At 61.5% G+C, this 15,828-nt stretch carries 18 protein-coding genes; all 18 read left to right on the top strand.

Going from position 1 to position 15,828, the window contains the following annotated elements; all coding sequences use genetic code 11:
• Position 1: 1 nt before the first annotated feature.
• Entirely contained in the window at positions 2-1,249 is a 1,248-nt protein-coding gene (locus H4P35_RS18635; RefSeq protein ID WP_226846492.1) for a phage major capsid protein, read from the top strand.
• A gap of 54 nt (positions 1,250-1,303) precedes the next feature.
• The gene (locus tag H4P35_RS18630) at positions 1,304-1,558 is read left to right on the top strand and encodes a hypothetical protein (protein ID WP_226846491.1); all 255 of its coding nucleotides are present in this window, start codon (positions 1,304-1,306) and stop codon (positions 1,556-1,558) included.
• Between the two features lie 2 nt (positions 1,559-1,560).
• A complete protein-coding gene (locus tag H4P35_RS18625) occupies positions 1,561-2,037 on the top strand; it encodes a hypothetical protein (protein WP_226846490.1) in 477 nt (158 codons plus the stop codon).
• Positions 2,034-2,387: a head-tail adaptor protein gene (locus H4P35_RS18620; RefSeq protein WP_226846489.1), complete on the top strand. Its 354-nt coding sequence runs from the start codon at positions 2,034-2,036 to the stop codon at positions 2,385-2,387. Before H4P35_RS18625 ends, H4P35_RS18620 begins: the two co-directional genes overlap by 4 nt.
• Positions 2,388-2,475: 88 nt before the next feature.
• Positions 2,476-2,877 (top strand): HK97 gp10 family phage protein, encoded by a 402-nt coding sequence (locus tag H4P35_RS18615; RefSeq protein WP_255616076.1) that lies wholly within the window; start codon positions 2,476-2,478, stop codon positions 2,875-2,877.
• Positions 2,867-3,226, top strand: a complete 360-nt coding sequence (locus tag H4P35_RS18610) for a DUF3168 domain-containing protein (protein WP_226846487.1) — start codon at positions 2,867-2,869, stop codon at positions 3,224-3,226. The genes H4P35_RS18615 and H4P35_RS18610 overlap by 11 nt, the downstream gene beginning before the upstream one ends.
• Positions 3,227-3,288: 62 nt before the next feature.
• Positions 3,289-3,942, top strand: a complete 654-nt coding sequence (locus H4P35_RS18605; protein ID WP_226846486.1) for a phage tail protein — start codon at positions 3,289-3,291, stop codon at positions 3,940-3,942.
• Positions 3,942-4,253: a phage tail assembly chaperone gene (locus H4P35_RS18600; protein WP_226846485.1), complete on the top strand. Its 312-nt coding sequence runs from the start codon at positions 3,942-3,944 to the stop codon at positions 4,251-4,253. Before H4P35_RS18605 ends, H4P35_RS18600 begins: the two co-directional genes overlap by 1 nt.
• A gap of 62 nt (positions 4,254-4,315) precedes the next feature.
• Positions 4,316-4,561: a DUF1799 domain-containing protein gene (locus tag H4P35_RS18595; protein ID WP_255616075.1), complete on the top strand. Its 246-nt coding sequence runs from the start codon at positions 4,316-4,318 to the stop codon at positions 4,559-4,561.
• A 2-nt stretch (positions 4,562-4,563) separates the two neighbouring features.
• On the top strand, positions 4,564-7,347 hold the full coding sequence (locus H4P35_RS18590; protein WP_226846483.1) for a phage tail tape measure protein: 2,784 nt from the start codon (positions 4,564-4,566) through the stop codon (positions 7,345-7,347).
• The gene (locus H4P35_RS18585) at positions 7,347-7,682 is read left to right on the top strand and encodes a phage tail protein (RefSeq protein ID WP_226846482.1); all 336 of its coding nucleotides are present in this window, start codon (positions 7,347-7,349) and stop codon (positions 7,680-7,682) included. Before H4P35_RS18590 ends, H4P35_RS18585 begins: the two co-directional genes overlap by 1 nt.
• Positions 7,683-7,689: 7 nt before the next feature.
• Positions 7,690-9,138 (top strand): pyocin knob domain-containing protein, encoded by a 1,449-nt coding sequence (locus tag H4P35_RS18580; protein WP_226846481.1) that lies wholly within the window; start codon positions 7,690-7,692, stop codon positions 9,136-9,138.
• Between the two features lie 14 nt (positions 9,139-9,152).
• A complete protein-coding gene (locus tag H4P35_RS18575) occupies positions 9,153-9,899 on the top strand; it encodes a phage minor tail protein L (RefSeq protein WP_226846480.1) in 747 nt (248 codons plus the stop codon).
• Between the two features lies 1 nt (position 9,900).
• Positions 9,901-10,704 (top strand): C40 family peptidase, encoded by an 804-nt coding sequence (locus H4P35_RS18570; RefSeq protein ID WP_226846479.1) that lies wholly within the window; start codon positions 9,901-9,903, stop codon positions 10,702-10,704.
• Positions 10,697-11,299, top strand: a complete 603-nt coding sequence (locus tag H4P35_RS18565) for a tail assembly protein (RefSeq protein WP_226846478.1) — start codon at positions 10,697-10,699, stop codon at positions 11,297-11,299. Before H4P35_RS18570 ends, H4P35_RS18565 begins: the two co-directional genes overlap by 8 nt.
• A 5-nt stretch (positions 11,300-11,304) precedes the next feature.
• Positions 11,305-14,496: a host specificity protein J gene (locus H4P35_RS18560; protein WP_226846477.1), complete on the top strand. Its 3,192-nt coding sequence runs from the start codon at positions 11,305-11,307 to the stop codon at positions 14,494-14,496.
• Between the two features lie 288 nt (positions 14,497-14,784).
• Complete coding sequence (locus tag H4P35_RS18555) at positions 14,785-15,453, top strand: hypothetical protein (RefSeq protein ID WP_226846476.1); 669 nt, start codon at positions 14,785-14,787, stop codon at positions 15,451-15,453.
• 66 nt (positions 15,454-15,519) lie between these two features.
• Positions 15,520-15,828, top strand: a complete 309-nt coding sequence (locus H4P35_RS18550) for a hypothetical protein (RefSeq protein WP_226846475.1) — start codon at positions 15,520-15,522, stop codon at positions 15,826-15,828.

Below are 15,828 nucleotides of genomic sequence, written 5' to 3'. Positions count from 1 at the left end.
CATGAAGCAACAATCGAATGCCCGCGTACCCCGCGGGCTGGTCTCCGTTCGCGCCGACGCCGGCAGCCCGGGTGAGGTGAAGGGCCTCATCGAGCAGCTGAACCAAGCGTTCGCCACGTTCAAGGACGAACACTCCAAGCAGCTCGACGAGGTCAAGAAGGGAACGCATGATGCGCTCCAGGCCTTCAAGGTCGAAAAGATCAACGCGGACATCTCCCGGCTTCAATCGGCCATCGACGACGCCAACATGAAGATTGCGTCGGCGCAGATGGGCGACGGCACCGGCCATCGCCCGCTGGACTCGGAATACAGCAACGCCTTCAACGCGCACTTCAAGAAGGGCGACGTGCAGGCCGCGCTGAACAAGGGCGCCGCAGATGAGGGCGGTTATCTGGCCCCCGTGGAGTGGGATCGCACCATCACCGACAAATTGGTGCTGGTGTCGCCGATGCGCCAGTTGGCGCACGTTCAGCCGGTGTCCGGGGCGGGCCATTCCAAGCTGTTCAACATGGGCGGCACCGCGTCTGGCTGGGTTGGCGAAACCACGGCACGGCCGCAAACTGGCGCGGGTACATTCGCATCGCTGGGCTTCGGCTGGGGAGAAATCTACGCAAACCCCGCCGCGACGCAACAGATCCTCGACGATTCGGCGATCAATCTGGAATCGTGGTTGGCAGGCGAAGTCGAAACCGAGTTTGCCAAGCAAGAAGGCTTGGCGTTTGTCTCGGGTGATGGGGCCAACAAGCCCTTCGGCATCCTGACCTATGTGACTGGCGGGGCGAACGCCGCAAAGCATCCGTTCGGCGCAATCAAGGCGGTTAACAGCGGGGCGGCGGCGGCGATTACCTCTGATGGTTTGATCGACCTGATCTACGACCTGCCGTCGGCGTTCACCGGCAATGCGCGGTTCAGTATGAACCGCAAGACGCAGGGAGCCATCCGTAAGCTCAAGGACGGCCAGGGCAATTACTTGTGGCAGCCGTCGTATGTGGCCGGCCAGCCGGCAACGCTGAGCGGTTTCCCGATCACCGAGGTCCCTGATATGCCGGACGTCGCTGCCAACGCCATTTCGGTGTTGTTTGGCGACTTCAAGCGCACCTATACCGTCTATGACCGCGTGGGAGTGCGGGTGCTGCGGGATCCCTACACGGCGAAGCCGTATGTGCTGTTCTACACGACCAAGCGCGTGGGGGGCGGCGTTCACAACCCGGAACCGATGCGCGCTCTGAAGATCGCCGCGGCAGCCTAACGCGGTTGGGACAGGGGCAGCACGCCCCTGTCCCAATCGAACAGGAGCATTCAAATGGTCAAACTGATCAAAGATTTTCGCGGCGTGCCGAATGGTGCGATTTACCCGGCGCACTACAAGGCCGGTGACGAGTGCCCCCCGGAGCTGGTGGCCGGCGCGTCGGAGCTGGGTGCGGTGGAGTCAACGCCGACCGAGAACGCGGAAAAACTCGACCTCTTTGCAAAGCTGGACGCGGCAGAAATCAAGTATGACAAGCGCTGGGGTGTCGAGAAGCTGGCGTCCGCCTTGGCCGAAGGCAAGAAGGACTGAGCATGCCGCTGCTGACGCCTGAAGAGTGCATTGCTCATTGCAACGCCGACCCGTCGGACGTGCCATTGCTGGCCGACTTGCTCGCCGCTGCCGAAAGCGCAGTCGCTGGCCATCTCAACAGGGCATTCTTCTCGGCTCAGTCCGACCTCATCGCGGCACAGGACGCGCTGCCGCAGGCAGCCGGAGATGCGCAGGAGGCATATGAGGCTGCCATGACCGCCGCGGCTGAACTGGGCAACCCGGCTGCGCGCCAAATGGCAACTGCACTTGCGACGGAGCGGTTGAAGGAAGCCAAGATAGGCTTTCAGCGCGTGCTGTTCGGCATGGTGGCGACACCTCGTGTCAGGGCGGCGGTGCGGCTGACGCTCGGCAACCTGTATGCCAACCGCGAAGAGGTGGTTGTCGGTGCAAGCGCCGCTCGGCTTCCCCAAGGGGTGCCGGAACTCCTGCGCGCTGATAGGCGGGAGATGATGCCATGAGGGCCGGGACGCTGCGCACCAGGATTCGGATCGAACGGCGGGAAGATTGGCAGGACGACGCGGGGCAGCCGAACGGACCCTGGGTGGAAGTTGCAACAGTACCGGCAGATCCTCGCGGTCAGAACGGTATGGGCGCCATTACCCGCAATCAGGAAAACATTGGCGCGTCCATCAACGCATACAGTTTCCGGATCCGGTTCCGCCGCGGCATCGACCAGGGGATGCGCGTCCTGGAGCTGTACGACGGGCAACCGGTGGGCGAACCCTTTGAAATCAAAAACGTGCGGATGGACCTTGGGCGACGGCAGTGGACGGACTTGATCTGCGAGCAGGGGGGCAGCGATGGCTAAGGGGCTACAGGCGACGTTTGATACGTCGGGCTGGTCTGCGAGCTTGGAACGGCTGTTAGGACCCGCGCGGGTCAGCCTGGCGCGCTCCATGGCCGTTGCTGGCGGCGAGGTGCTGCGGGATGAGGCCAAAGCGCGGGTGAATACTCACAACGGCGTTTTGGGCGCCGCCATCTACCTTGCTTTCCGGGAACGGTACTCGACGGATCAAGAAGTCCAGTACGCCGTCACCTGGAACAAGCGTAAGGCGCCTCACGGCCACCTAGTGGAGTTTGGGCACTGGCAGATCTATCCGGTGATCAAGAAGCCCGACGGAACCTATGTGACCGACAAGCGCCGCAAGCTTGCGACCCCGAAATGGGTGCCCGCCTATCCGTTCTTGCGGCCTGCTTACGAGGCCGCCTCGGCTCGCGCACAGGCGGCAATGATTCAGCGCGGCCGGCAACGGCTACCGGATCTTTTGGCAGGACAGGAGGTGCGCGATGTCACTTGAAGCCCAATTGCTCGCAGTGCTGGGGCCGTTGGTCGGCGGGCGTGCCTATCCAGATGTCACCCCGGACAAGCCTGTGTTTCCGTTGATCGTCTACCAAGGCTCCGGCGGGCAAGACCAGTGGTACGTGGGGCGAAAACGCCGCGAGAAGCGGCACCAGCGCGTGCAGCTGTTCGTGTGGGCCGCCACGCGGGCGCAGGCAAGTGACATCGCGGACCAGGTCGGCACCGCCTTGTGTGAAAGCGACTTTCCTGCTGTCGAGCCGTATGGCTCGCCCACCAGCCTCTACGAAGAGGCCATCAAGAAGTACGGCACCCGCCAGGACTTCGGTATCTGGTTCCTTCCCTCCTGACTTTCCCCCGCTTTTACATCGAACCCGGCCGCGCGCCGGGTTTTTTCATTTGAGGAACACAAATGGCTTCCATCTTCATCAACGGGTCGCAATTCCGGGTTTCGAAAACGATTGCCCTGGCTGTGGCGATTTCTTCGATTGCGAACGGCGTCGATCCGCTCGCGTCTACCGTCACCCCGCCGGAGGACGGTGACATTCTGGTCATCGATTCCGGCTGGGCCGCCTTGACCGAGGCTGTTTACCGCGCCACTGGCGCCACTGCGGACGGCTTCAAGCTGGAGGGTGCGGACACAACGGACCTGCGGTTGCACCCCGCAGGCAGCGGGGCGGGCGCTTACCAGGCGGTCACCGATTGGTTCAGCTTGGACCAGATCACGGACGTGCAGATCACCGGTGGTGAGCAGCAATACCACCAGTTCCAGTACGTGGAGGATCCGACCGGAAAGCAACGGCAGAAGCCGACGGTCAAGAGCCCGACAGTGCTTACCTACACGCTCGACTACGACCTCAATAAGGCGTGGTATGCGGCGCTCATCAAGCTGGACCGCTTGCGCGCCCCGGTGGTGCTGGAAACGAAGTATCCGGATGGCGCCATCACCTATTACTACGGCTATCCGTCCTTCAACAAGAATCCGACCGGCGGCCAGAACGTGAACCTGCAGAACACGTTCACGCTGTCGCTTATTGCTGATCCTGTCACTTACGAGGGCGCGTAATGACGTTCCAGATCAAAGCCAACCCGACTATCGACGCGAAGGTGACGATTGTGGGCCAGGGGCGCCAGCAAGAACTGAACGTGACTTTTCGCCATAAGACGGGCAAAGAGTATGACGCGTTGATGAAGAAGCTGGCGGCCGACAAGATTTCGACCGCCGACTTGCTGCTCGTGCTGATCGAGAAATGGGATGCGGACATGCCCGTTAGCAAGGAGGCATTCGACTTGCTTTGCGAGCATCAGCCCGGTGCCGATCTCGCCATCGCGAGCGCCTTCAACGATGCGATTCGGGTCGAGCGCAAAAAAAACTGACTGAGGCTGTGGCGGCGTTCCTGTGGGAGCCGCCATCAGCCGCGACCTTAGCAAAAGCCGGTTTGAAGCCCCGCTACTTCCAAAGGCCCACGGTCGAGCTGTGGCAGGAGCACGTGCCTGCATTCAACCTGTTTACCCGGAACTACACGCAGTGGCGCGTAGGGACGGGAGGGCCGATAGGCCTGGACTACGGGGTCCTGTTTCACGACCTGGACCGTCAAGAGCTTTCCAGGGCCGAACAGCAGGAAATCATGGACGACGTTCGGATCATCGAGCGGGCGGCCCTGGAAATTTTCCATAAGAGTTGAACATGGCACAGGAAAGCATTGGCACCGCGCGCCTAGACATCGTCGTCGATACCTCGCAGTTTGACACTGCGGTTGCTTCGGCCAAGCGTAGTACCTCCGACATGGCGCAGTCGGCTCAAGCTGACTATGCCAAGTTGACGGCTGCGGAGCGACGGCGCGTTGATTCGCTGATCCATCAGGCCAACACCATTGGCATGACCCGCAAGGAGCAGATCCTTTATAACGCGGCGCTGCGGGGCGTTCCGACCTCGATCCTGGATGAGATCAAGACCAAGCTTGCCGCGACCGGCACCGCTGCGGTTGGTGCGACCAAGCAGATTAACCAGTACGGGATTAGCGCTGCGCAACAGGCTGCCGCGCTGAGGGGGGTGCCTGCCCAGATCACTGACATCGTTGTTTCGCTGCAAGGCGGGCAGCAGCCGCTGACCGTTCTGCTTCAGCAGGGCGGCCAGCTGAAAGACATGTTTGGCGGCATCGTGCCGGCGGCGCGGGCGTTGGGCGGCGCTCTGTTGAGCCTCATCAATCCGTACACCTTGGCGGCAGGGGCGGCAGCAGCGGTGGCAGTGGCTTGGGTAAAAGGATCTTCCGAAGCGGAGAACTTCCGCGATTCCTTAATCCTGACCGGCAATGCCGCGGGTGTAACGGCGGGCAATCTCGTCGCGATGGCGCGTGGCCTGGGCGAGATTACCGGAAGCCATTCGCGAGCAGTTCAAGCCCTGAACGCCGTGGCGGCCTCCGGGAAGCTTTCCGGTACCGCACTGTCGGACGTGGCACTTATCGCTGCTGAAATGCAGCGCGCGGTTGGCACGGGGATTGAGAGCACAGTCGAGATTTTCGCAAAGCTCGGCAAGGACCCCGTGGCGGCGGTTGTTGACCTGAACGAGCGCTACGGAATTTTGACCGGCTCCGTATACGCGCAGGTCCTGGCTTTGAAGGAGCAGGGGCGGGCGCAGGAGGCGGTGGAACTGGTCGCCCGGCAGGCGGCGGTGGAGCTCACTGGGCGTACATCGGCGCAAAAGGAAAACCTAGGATCGCTTGAATCGGCTTGGAACAAGCTGGGCGCAGCTGCGTCGTGGGCTTGGGGCAAGATGTTGGACATCGGCCGGGAAGAGTCGGTCGATGAAAAGATCAGGAGCGCTGAACGCGAGGTTCGTCAACGGGCCGAGATCATCCGACTCGCTGCTGAGGGAGGGGCATCGATCAGCGACAAGGAGAAGGCGGGCCTGCGAAATGCCCAGTCCCTCGTTGATTCGCTGAAGTCTCAGAAGAAGGAGGCCGAAGACGCCGCGAAAGCGCAGGCGGAACAGCTCAAGATCAACCGTGATGCGATCCAGGCACGGCAGGAAATCTCCAAGCTGATTGAAGAGGGCGCGTCAAAGGCGGAGAAGCGCGGCAAGGCACTGAAAGACCTAGACGACCGCATCGCCAAGGCGCAGAAAGACGGGACGACGCTGGCCGCGTCCGACATCAAGGCGGCGCGCGCTGCCATCGATCGACAGTTCGAGGACCGAAGCACCAAAAAGGCCTACACCGACGATGCGGCAACCAAGCTCTTGCAGCAGTATCGCGAGGCGGAGGCCTCTCTTCAGGCTCAGATCACCAGCGAAGGAAAGCTCGCCACCTGGGGTCAGAAGCGTGCCGAGTTCGAGCAGCAGATCGCAGACCTGAAGGACAAGAAGGTCCTGACGGCGGATCAGAAGAGCCTGCTCGCTCAGCAGGACCTGCTGCGCCGCCAACTTGATCTGAATGTGGCCGCTGAGAAGGAGCTACGCACCAAGCAGGAGACCGCCAAGGTCGAAGCCCTGCGCGCCAGCCTGGCCGCGACGCGGGATCTGGAGCAGCAGCAGTATGCAGACCAGGTGGCCGGCGTGGGGCTGGGTGACCGCGCGCAGGAGGAGCTTCGCGCACGTCAGGCGATCTTGCGGGACTACCAGCGCCAGCAGGCGCAGTTCGACCGCTCGATGGCGTCGGGCCAGGTATCGCAGGAGACCTACCGGAGCGAGACAGCACTCCTCAAGGAACACTTGGATCTGCGCCTGTCGATGCAGCAGCAGTATTTCGACCAGGTGCGTGAGGCGCAGGGCAACTGGAAGAATGGCGCCACTTCTGCACTCGAGAACTACCAGGATCTGGCGGCCAACGTCGCCGCGCAGACGAAGTCGCTGTTTTCCAACGCATTCCAAGGCATGGAGGACGCAATCGTCCGTTTCGTGACGACCGGGAAACTCTCGTTCAAGGACTTCGCCACTTCCGTAGTTGCTGACTTGACCAGGATTGCGGCGCGCCAGGCGATGGTCGGGATGGTAGGCAACTTTGCCGGATTGCTTGCTGGTGCCGCGACCAGTGGCATATCTGCCGGTGCAAGCTACCAGGGCACCGGGATGGCGGCCTTAGGCAACACAGACGGCATGACGGGCTGGAGCCTGTCGGGTGGTCGTGCCTCTGGCGGTCCCACGGCAGCAAATTCGCTCTACCGCGTCAGGGAGTTGGGTCCCGAGTTGTACACGGAGGGGGGCCAAACCTATCTGATGAGCGGAGAGAACGGCGGCTATGTCACCCCACTGAAGAACAGCGTGACGGGTGGAGCCGTGGGGAGTGGGGCCAGTTACCAGATCACCAACCAGGTGATTTTCAACGACTCGGGCCGCGAAACCCGACAGACGGGTCAAGACGACGAAATGGGGCGGGAGATGCTGAGGCAGATGGAGGCGGTGGCGCAACGCGTTGTCGACCGTTCCTATCGCCAGGGCGGAACCGCCTGGAATGCGCGAAATGGGAGGGCCTGATGGCTGAACGATTTATGTGGAAGGCCTCTGGCCAGCCTACGGGCACCGTCACATTCCGGCGCCTGACAGCGCAGTTCGGAGACGGGTATCGCCAGGTGGCCGGCGACGGCATCAACAACAAAGTGCAGTCCTGGCCGCTCACTTTCTCGGGCAGCAAGCAGGAAATGCAGGCGGTCATGTCTTTCTTGGACAGACACGCAGGCAGTGCGTCTTTCCTCTGGACGCCTCCATTGGGGGTGGAGGGCTACTACGAGGCGCCGGCGTACAGCCTCAATCCTGTTGGAGGGGACGTTTACACGGTTTCCGCCACCTTCAACCAAATTTTCAAACCATAGGGGAGCCATGGACCCGCTCGTAAAAGTAAATGTGGGGTTCAGCCCAAACGATGGAACCGGCGATGCTTTGCGAAACGCATTCATCAAGCTGAACCAGAACGTTGACGCCATCGCTGCCGCTATCGGCGCGGCCTTTGGGCTCGCCACGCTGGGGTCAGATGCACGCCTCCTGATGGGGCAGTTGCCTGTACCGGTTTTGCTGCCCACCACGATCCACGACCTGAACAATTACGTTTCGCCAGGGAGCTATCGGCAGTCTACGGCTGCTGGAGCGCAGGCGGGCGCAAATTACCCGGCGGCTTTGCCCGGGATTCTTGAGGTGCTGGGGAGCGCGAATGGCGTCGTTGCAGTGCAGCGTTACACCGTCACATCCCCGGGGGCCGACAACAACCGTCGTTTTATCCGCGCCATGACCAGCGGGACCTGGTCCGGCTGGGGTGAGTCGGTTTCAACCGCGCTCATCGGCGTGGCCAATGGTATCCCGCAGCTGGATGCGAATGTGCGCCTGCCGGTCGGGCAGCTTCCTGCGGTGACGCAGGCCCTATGGAACGGCACTACGCTGAACTTGAGCAGCACGGGTGCGGGAGCGATCATAACCGGGGATTTCCCCGGCATGCACAGCGCCACGGCCGTTAGGTTCAAGGGCCTTTCGGCAGGTGGTGCGGTTTCGACGTATGTCCAGGCGGTCCCCGTTGCCGCCGGCGGATCCGCCGGCTTTCTTGCCCGTGAGAACGAAACGACGAATGCTAGTTTTGTGACGCTCGCTAATGACACGACGGCAAACGTGGCTCGTCTTCTGTTCAGCCGTCACGGAACCGGGTCGCTACTTTCGCGGCTGATTTTCCAAAGCGCGGATCAAGAATGCGGCAGCGTCTCCCGTTTGGGAGAGTGGACATTGGGCGCGCCTCCTTCGGTGCGTGCAGCTAACACCGCCATAACCTGCACATACGCGGGCGGGACAAGCCTGTGGGGCATGCTGATGGCCCCAAAAACGCTGAACGATGGCGCGGCTATCGCATTCCAAAACACGGCCGGCGGTCTAGTCGGGTCGATCACCACATCTGCAACCGGGACTTCGTTCAACGTCTCCTCGGATTACCGGCTTAAGCGGCTGAAAGGGGATTCCGATAAGGAGGCCGGCCGCGTTCGCATCATGGGCGTGAAGATCCGAGATTTCGCCTGGAAAGCCAACGATCAAGACGATATCGGGGTTTTGGCTCACGAGCTCGCCTACACGCACCCGCGCGCTGTGAACGGCGAGAAAGACGCGGTTATGGAGATGGCGGGGTTTGAGGGCATGATCCTGCCGCAGAGCGTGGACTACTCCAAACTGGTCCCGGACCTGGTTCTGACGGCCCAGCGGCAGCAGCAAATCATCGACCTGCTGCGCGCCGAGATTGACGCCCTGAAGGCCTCCGCTCTTGTCGACCGAGCAGCTGGCGAGCCCGCCAATTAGAAGGAAATTCCCTCATGAGCATCACCACCGACATCCAGAAACTGGAGCCGGGGGATGCGGTGCGCCTGTTTGAGCTGGACACCAGCAACCAGGGCGGGCCCACCCTCCGCTTTCACAATTACAACCAAAGCGGCCCGATCTTCTGGAAGGGCCAGGAGTACACGCCCTGGGCGTTGGAAGCCCGCGATTTCCAACGCACGGGCGAAGCGTCCCAGCCATCGCCGACCCTCGCTGTGGGCAACATCGGCAAAGACGAGAACGGCGAGCCGGTTGCCGGCGTGATCTCCTCGCTGTGCATCGCCATGGATGATCTGGTGGGCTGTGTGTTGACCGTCCGCGAAACGCTGGCCAAGTATCTCGACCCAGCGAACTTCCCGGACGGCAACCCCAACTATGACCCCAACCAGGAATTGCCGCTTGAGGTGTGGCTGGTCGAACAGAAGCTGAACGAAACACCGGAGATGGTTGAGTTCGAGCTTGCAACGGGACTGGCGTTCGATGGGCGCCAACTACCTGGGCGCCAGATCGTGGCGACGATCTGCCCGTGGAAATGGATAGGTGGTTATCGCGGCCCTTACTGCCAGTACACAGGGTCCGCATATTTCGACGGTCAGGACCGGCCGGTGTCCAGTCCGGACCAGGACAACTGCGCCGGTCTGGTGCGTTCCTGCCAGCTCCGGTTCGGTGCTGAGCAGGGCGTGGAGCCGGTGGCGGCTGTCATCAACTTTGGTGGGTTCCCTGCCGCTGATCGGGTTCGATAGCATGAAGAAAGCAACACTTGCAGCCATGCGCCGGCATGCCGAGGAGGTGTACCCGACCGAAAGCGTGGGTTTCGTGGTGTCCGATTCCGAGGGCCGCGAAATTTACGTGCGCGGCCGGAATGTGGCCGATGCACCGGAGGCCGGGTTTGTGACTTGTCCGGAGGACTGGGCTGCGGCCGAGGATATGGGCGCGGTGGTCGCATTCGTCCATTCGCACCCGGACAACACGGCCTCACCATCGGAGGCGGATCTGGTGGCCTGCGAGGCCATGGCCGAGAGGGTAGGGGCGGTGCCTTGGTACATCGTGGAGGTGCGCAAGGACATTGGTCAGGAGGCGCCTCAAGCTCTCGCCATCGAGGCGTTTTCCCCCTCGGGGTATCAAGCGCCGCTACTGGGGCGCACGTTCCATCATGGTGTCCTCGACTGCTACAGCGTGATCCGGGATTTCCACGCGAGGGAGATGGGGATTCACCTTCCCGACTTTGCCCGTGCGGATGGCTGGTGGGAAGGCGAGCAAGAGGTCTACCTAGACAACTTCGCCGCTGCTGGCTTCCGGTCGCTGGCCTCTGGCGAGACTATCCAGCGCGGGGATGTGATCCTCATGAACCACCTGGCGAAGCGCACCAACCATGGCGCCGTCTACCTCGGCGATGGCACGCTGTCGGAGCGACCGGACCTATTCCCCATGCAAGGCACCATGCTCCATCACCTGTACGGCCGACTGTCTACCCGCGAGGTGTATGGCGGGTACTGGCAAGAGATCACGCGCGTCGTGCTGCGACATAAGGAAGTGGCCAATGGATAACCAGTTACGCACCATCCGGCTGTATGGGGTGCTGGGAACGCGGTTTGGTCGCGTCCACCGGCTAGCCGTGCGAAGTGCCGCAGAGGCCATCCAAGCGCTGTGCGCCATCCTGCCCGGGTTCGAAAGAGAAATGATCACGTCTGGGGATCGCGGCGTGCGCTACGCGGTTTTCCTAGGCCGCAGCAACATCGGAGAAGACAGGCTTGAGCATGCCGCTTCGGACGAGGAAGAGATCCGGTTTGCGCCGGTCATCCAGGGGGCCAAGCGGGGGGGCGTATTTCAAACGATCCTCGGCGCAGCAATGGTGGCTGTCGGCGCTGCGATCAACTACTTCAGTGCGGGCTCTATGGCGGCGTTCGGAACTTCGCTTATGAAAATGGGCGCCGTCGTGGCGCTGGGCGGCGTCATTCAGTTGGCGAGCCCGACGCAAACTGGGCTCTCCACGAAGGACAGCCCGGATAACGGTGCGTCTTACAACTTCAACGGGGCCGTGAACACGACCGCGCAGGGCAATTGCGTTCCGGTTCATTACGGTGAGGGCTGGGCCGGCAGCGCCGTGGTGTCGGCCGGCATTTATGCCGAAGATCAAGCATAGAGGTAATGATGCAACGTCTACTTTCACCCGCCGAAGCCGGCGGGTTTTCTTTTGATGGGCCCATGCGAAACATCGCGCGTCAAGGCGGTATCACGATTGTGGGTCGCAAGGGGGGCAAGGACGGAGGCGGTGCTCGTTCGCCCGTGGAGGCTCCTGATAGCCTGCACAGCATTTCGTATGCCAAGGTGCTTGACCTGATCAGTGAGGGGCCTATCGTCGGCCCTGTGGCCGGGCTGAATTCCATCTTGCGCAGCATCTACCTGGACGGAACGCCCATCGAGAACGATGGCGGGTCGCTCAACTTTCAGGGCGTCCGAGTGGATTTCCGCAACGGCACGCAGTCACAAGACTATATCCAGGGGTTCCCGGCGGCAGAAAGCACCATTGGCCTGGGCGTCGAGCTGAAATACGGCGTTCCTTGGGTCCAGACGATCACTGATCGCACGTTGTCGGCGGTTCGCATAACGCTAGAGGTTCGGGGGCTCATCCAGGTCGACACCGGCAATGGAGACCGCGACGGCACTCGCGTGGATTACGCCATTGATCTGCAGACCGACGGCGGGCCGTTCCAGGAGGTTCTGGTATCAGCGTTCGACGGGAAGACCACGCAGACTTACGCGCGAACCCACCGCATCGACCTTCCGCAAGGCGCGCAGACGGGGTGGGTTGTTCGTGTGCGCCGTTTGTCCATAGATTCCGCCACCGACACCCTGACCAACGCCACTTGGATCCAGTCCATCACCAACGTGCTGGATGCCAAGCTGCGCATGCCGATGTCCGCCGTGGTGGGAATCCAGGTAGACGCCAGCCAGTTTTCTGCCATCCCCACCCGCGCGTACCGTTTCCGTGGCCGCATCATCGCAGTGCCTAGCAATTACGATCCCGAAACGCGGACCTATACCGGCTTGTGGGATGGGACGTTTAAGCAGGCGTGGACCAACAATCCCGCTTGGATCTGGTACGACATGGTGACGAGTCAGCGGTATGGCGCCGGCGCGTTCCTGGAACCGGCGCGGCTGGCGATGGCGAAGTGGCAGCTTTATCCCATCGCGCAGTACTGCGACGAAATGATCCCGGACGGGTTTGGGGGCATGGAGCCGCGGTTTACGTGCAACGTCTACATTCAGCAGGCAGCGGACGCATATCGCGTCATGTCCGATCTTGCCAGCGTCTTTCGTGGCATCGTCTACGAGATGAATGGGGCCGTTGCGGCGTCGGCCGATATGCCGAGCGAGCCGGTCTACAACTTCACCAATGCGAACGTGTTGGATGGAAAGTTCGGCTACACCGGCAGCCCGCGGCGAACTCGTTATACCGTGGTTCAAGTTTCGTGGAACGACAACACGAACCAGGGCATCGCGAAGATGGAGGCGGTCGAGGATCGGGAAGCGATCGCCCGCTACGGCGTGCGGATGCACCAGCTGACGGCCTTCGGCTGCACGTCGCGCGGGCAGGCCGTGCGCGTAGCAAAATGGGCGCTGCTCACCTCTCAGCGGGAGACACAAGGGATCACCTTCGGCGTGGGCCTTGAACAGGCGGTGGTGAAACCGGGTTCTGTGATCCGGATTGCCGACAAGAACCGCACCGGCCGCCGTATTGGCGGCCGAATTCGTTCTGCCACCGCCACAACCGTCACAGTGGACTTGGCTATCGGGGTGCGAGCTGGCGACCGCTTGATCCTGAACATGCCCAACGGCCTGACGCAAACGCGCATTGTGCAGGGTGCGGTGGGAACCATGATCACCGCCGACCAGACGATCTGGACGGCCGACAGCACCGAGATCACGGCGGACATGATTGGGATCCAGGGGGGAACCCTGGAGATCACTGTCACCCAGCCATTCACTGACCTTCCAGAGCCGGAAGCCGTCTGGACGCTGGAATCTGAGGAGTTGTCGACGCAGCTATTCCGCGTAATCAGCGTGGTGCGCGAGGACGTGATGACCGCCATCATCAGCGCCGTGCAGCACGTTCCTGGCAAGTTCAACGCCGTGGACTACGGCACGCGCCTGGAAAACCCTCCGATTACGGTTATCCCTCCCATGGTGATGTCCGCGCCTGAGAACGTGGCATTGTCGTCGTATTCGACACTGGACCAGACGATAGCCACCCACAACGCGCTCATTACCTGGGACAAAGTGCAGGACGCTGTGGAGTATCAAGTCCAGTGGCGACGCAACAACTCCGACTGGATTGAGGCGGGCCGGACGGGCTCGGCATCCGTCGAAATTCGGGGCATTAGCACCGGGCGCTACCTTGCGAGGGTCCGCGCCATTAACGCCGCGAACATCCCGTCGGCGTGGGGCTTGTCCGCGTCCACCGAGTTGCAAGGCAGTGTCCTGCCGCCGCCGCAAGTCACGCACTTGACCGCGCAGGGTATGGTGTTTGGGATCCGACTGAATTGGGGTTTCCCTGCCGGCAACTACATCATCGAGCGGACGGAACTCTGGTATTCGGAATCGCAGTCGCGGGAAAGTGCCATCAAGCTTGGGGAGTTCGCATTCCCGCAAAACACCCACGACATGATGGGGTTGTCCGCTGGCAAGCGCCTGTATTTTTGGGCCAGGCTAGTGGATCGCACGGGCATCCCAGGGGACTTTTTCCCGATTGGGAATCCTGGCGTTATCGGCACGTCGAGCAATAGCGCCGACGAGATCCTGGCGTATCTCACCAACCAGATCACTGAAACGCAGCTTGCGAAGGCGCTGCTGGACAAGATCAACGACGGCGGAGACGCCCAGGTGCAGATTGACGCCATCGTAAATGCCCTGGCGGCCATGTACACGATCAAAACCCAGCTTACAGTGGGCGGCGTTCCGTACATGGCCGGGATCGGCGTGGGGGTCGAGAACAATCAAGGCGTCATTACGTCGCAAATCTTGCTGGCCGCCGGGCGCGTGGCCATCCTGGACGAGTCCACCGGATCCGTGAAAGCGCCGTTTGTGGTGCAGGGCGGGCAGGTGTTCATGAACGAGGCCATCATAGGCCGCGCCACCATCGGCTCCGCCAACCTGAAAGACAACCTCACCTCAGACGCGATCAATCCAAACGGCTTGCCGGTGTTCAACCTGAACATGCGGTCTGGCCTGATGTCGTTCAACGGCGCCCAGGCGGACGGTTCGAGAACGGAGATCACAAACACGGGAATGCGCTACTACTATCCAAACGGCGTACTCGGCGCACGATTCGGGGGCTGATATGGCGGTGATGCCTCTTGAATTGTGGTCGCCCCAGGGCGTCCTGCTATTCAGCCCAGGGATGCGGATAGCGCGCCAACTGGCCGAGTTCTACACCAACTCGGCCAATGGCACCGTTGTGATCCCGCAGCTCGCTGACACCGCAAACTCCTGGTTTTTGGCTACTGTCGCCGGCGGCGGAGCCAATGCTCCGACCATTCGCCGCAATGGTTCGACTCTCTCCTGGTCCTATACCGATGTTCCGAATCAGGTTCGGGCAAACATGCTTGTTCTATGGGGGGTTAAGTAATGGCTGATGCAGCGTTTGAGCTGTGGGATACGGCCGGAAACCTGCTGTGCGATAGTCGCAACGTCAACATGTTCCTGAGATACATGGGCACGGCCAGCGGAGTATTTACTTTCAATGCTGTCCGCCCCGTGGTTTTCTTCGTACCGACCGGCGGCGGCTTTGCCGCCATGCGCAGCCTGGTTAACAACGGGAACGGGACATATACCGTCACTTTCACTGGTGTGGCCGTCGAATACTACATTTTTGATTGGCCATGGGTGACGGGCGGCCCGATGGATATATGGGCGCAGGACGGTCGGCACATCTTCATGAGTACGGCCAGGCCGATGAACGTCTACGGAAATCTGCGTATCCCGCGGTACTGGAATTCAGATGGAACCGGCAGCGGCTACATAGACGGGATGGAGGTGGGCGGACTTCCAGCGCGCAAATGGGCCTACTGTCCTTCGTTCCAGCGGCGTGGCTTCCAATGCTACCCCGTCGCCGGAGGTGGCTGGAGTTCTATCTGGTGGGGCGAGAACTACGCCGCGCGCAGCACCGGCGTCTATTCAAAAATCCAGGATCAGGTGGCCTCGCTTTTTGGCTGGGCCCCACTTCGCAACACCCGCTTCGTAAGCGATGCGGAAGAGAACGATATTGCCGTGATCGATGTGACGGGCTGGCAGTAGTTCGTCCCGTCATCTCCATAAGTCGCCCGCAACCAGCGGGCTTTTTTTCGTCTCAAGGAGACGCGATTGAACATCCAAGACTTCGACGCCTTCGCGGCAAAGTTCGCCGGCGTCCTGGGCGCAGCTGTGTCCATGCGCTACCTACAGGGCAGTTGGCCAGCGCGCATCAGCATGGCTGTCAGCGGCTCGCTGGTGGCCTATTACGCTGCGCCGTACTTGTCCCTCGCGTTGGGGATTCCCGAAGGTCTGGCGGGCTTCCTGATGGGCATGTTCGGCATGGCCATCGTCTCGCGCGCTTGGGAAGCGGTGCAGGCCGCGCCTATCGCCGCACTTTGGCAGGCAGTCATCGACCGCGTGCGCGGCAAGGGGGCATGA

The organism is Achromobacter sp. 77 (assembly GCF_020541125.1).
GTDB classification, from domain to species: Bacteria; Pseudomonadota; Gammaproteobacteria; order Burkholderiales; family Burkholderiaceae_B; genus Achromobacter; species Achromobacter mucicolens.
Note: the sequence above shows the minus strand (reverse complement) of the source record. Positions and strands in the feature narration are given on the sequence as shown.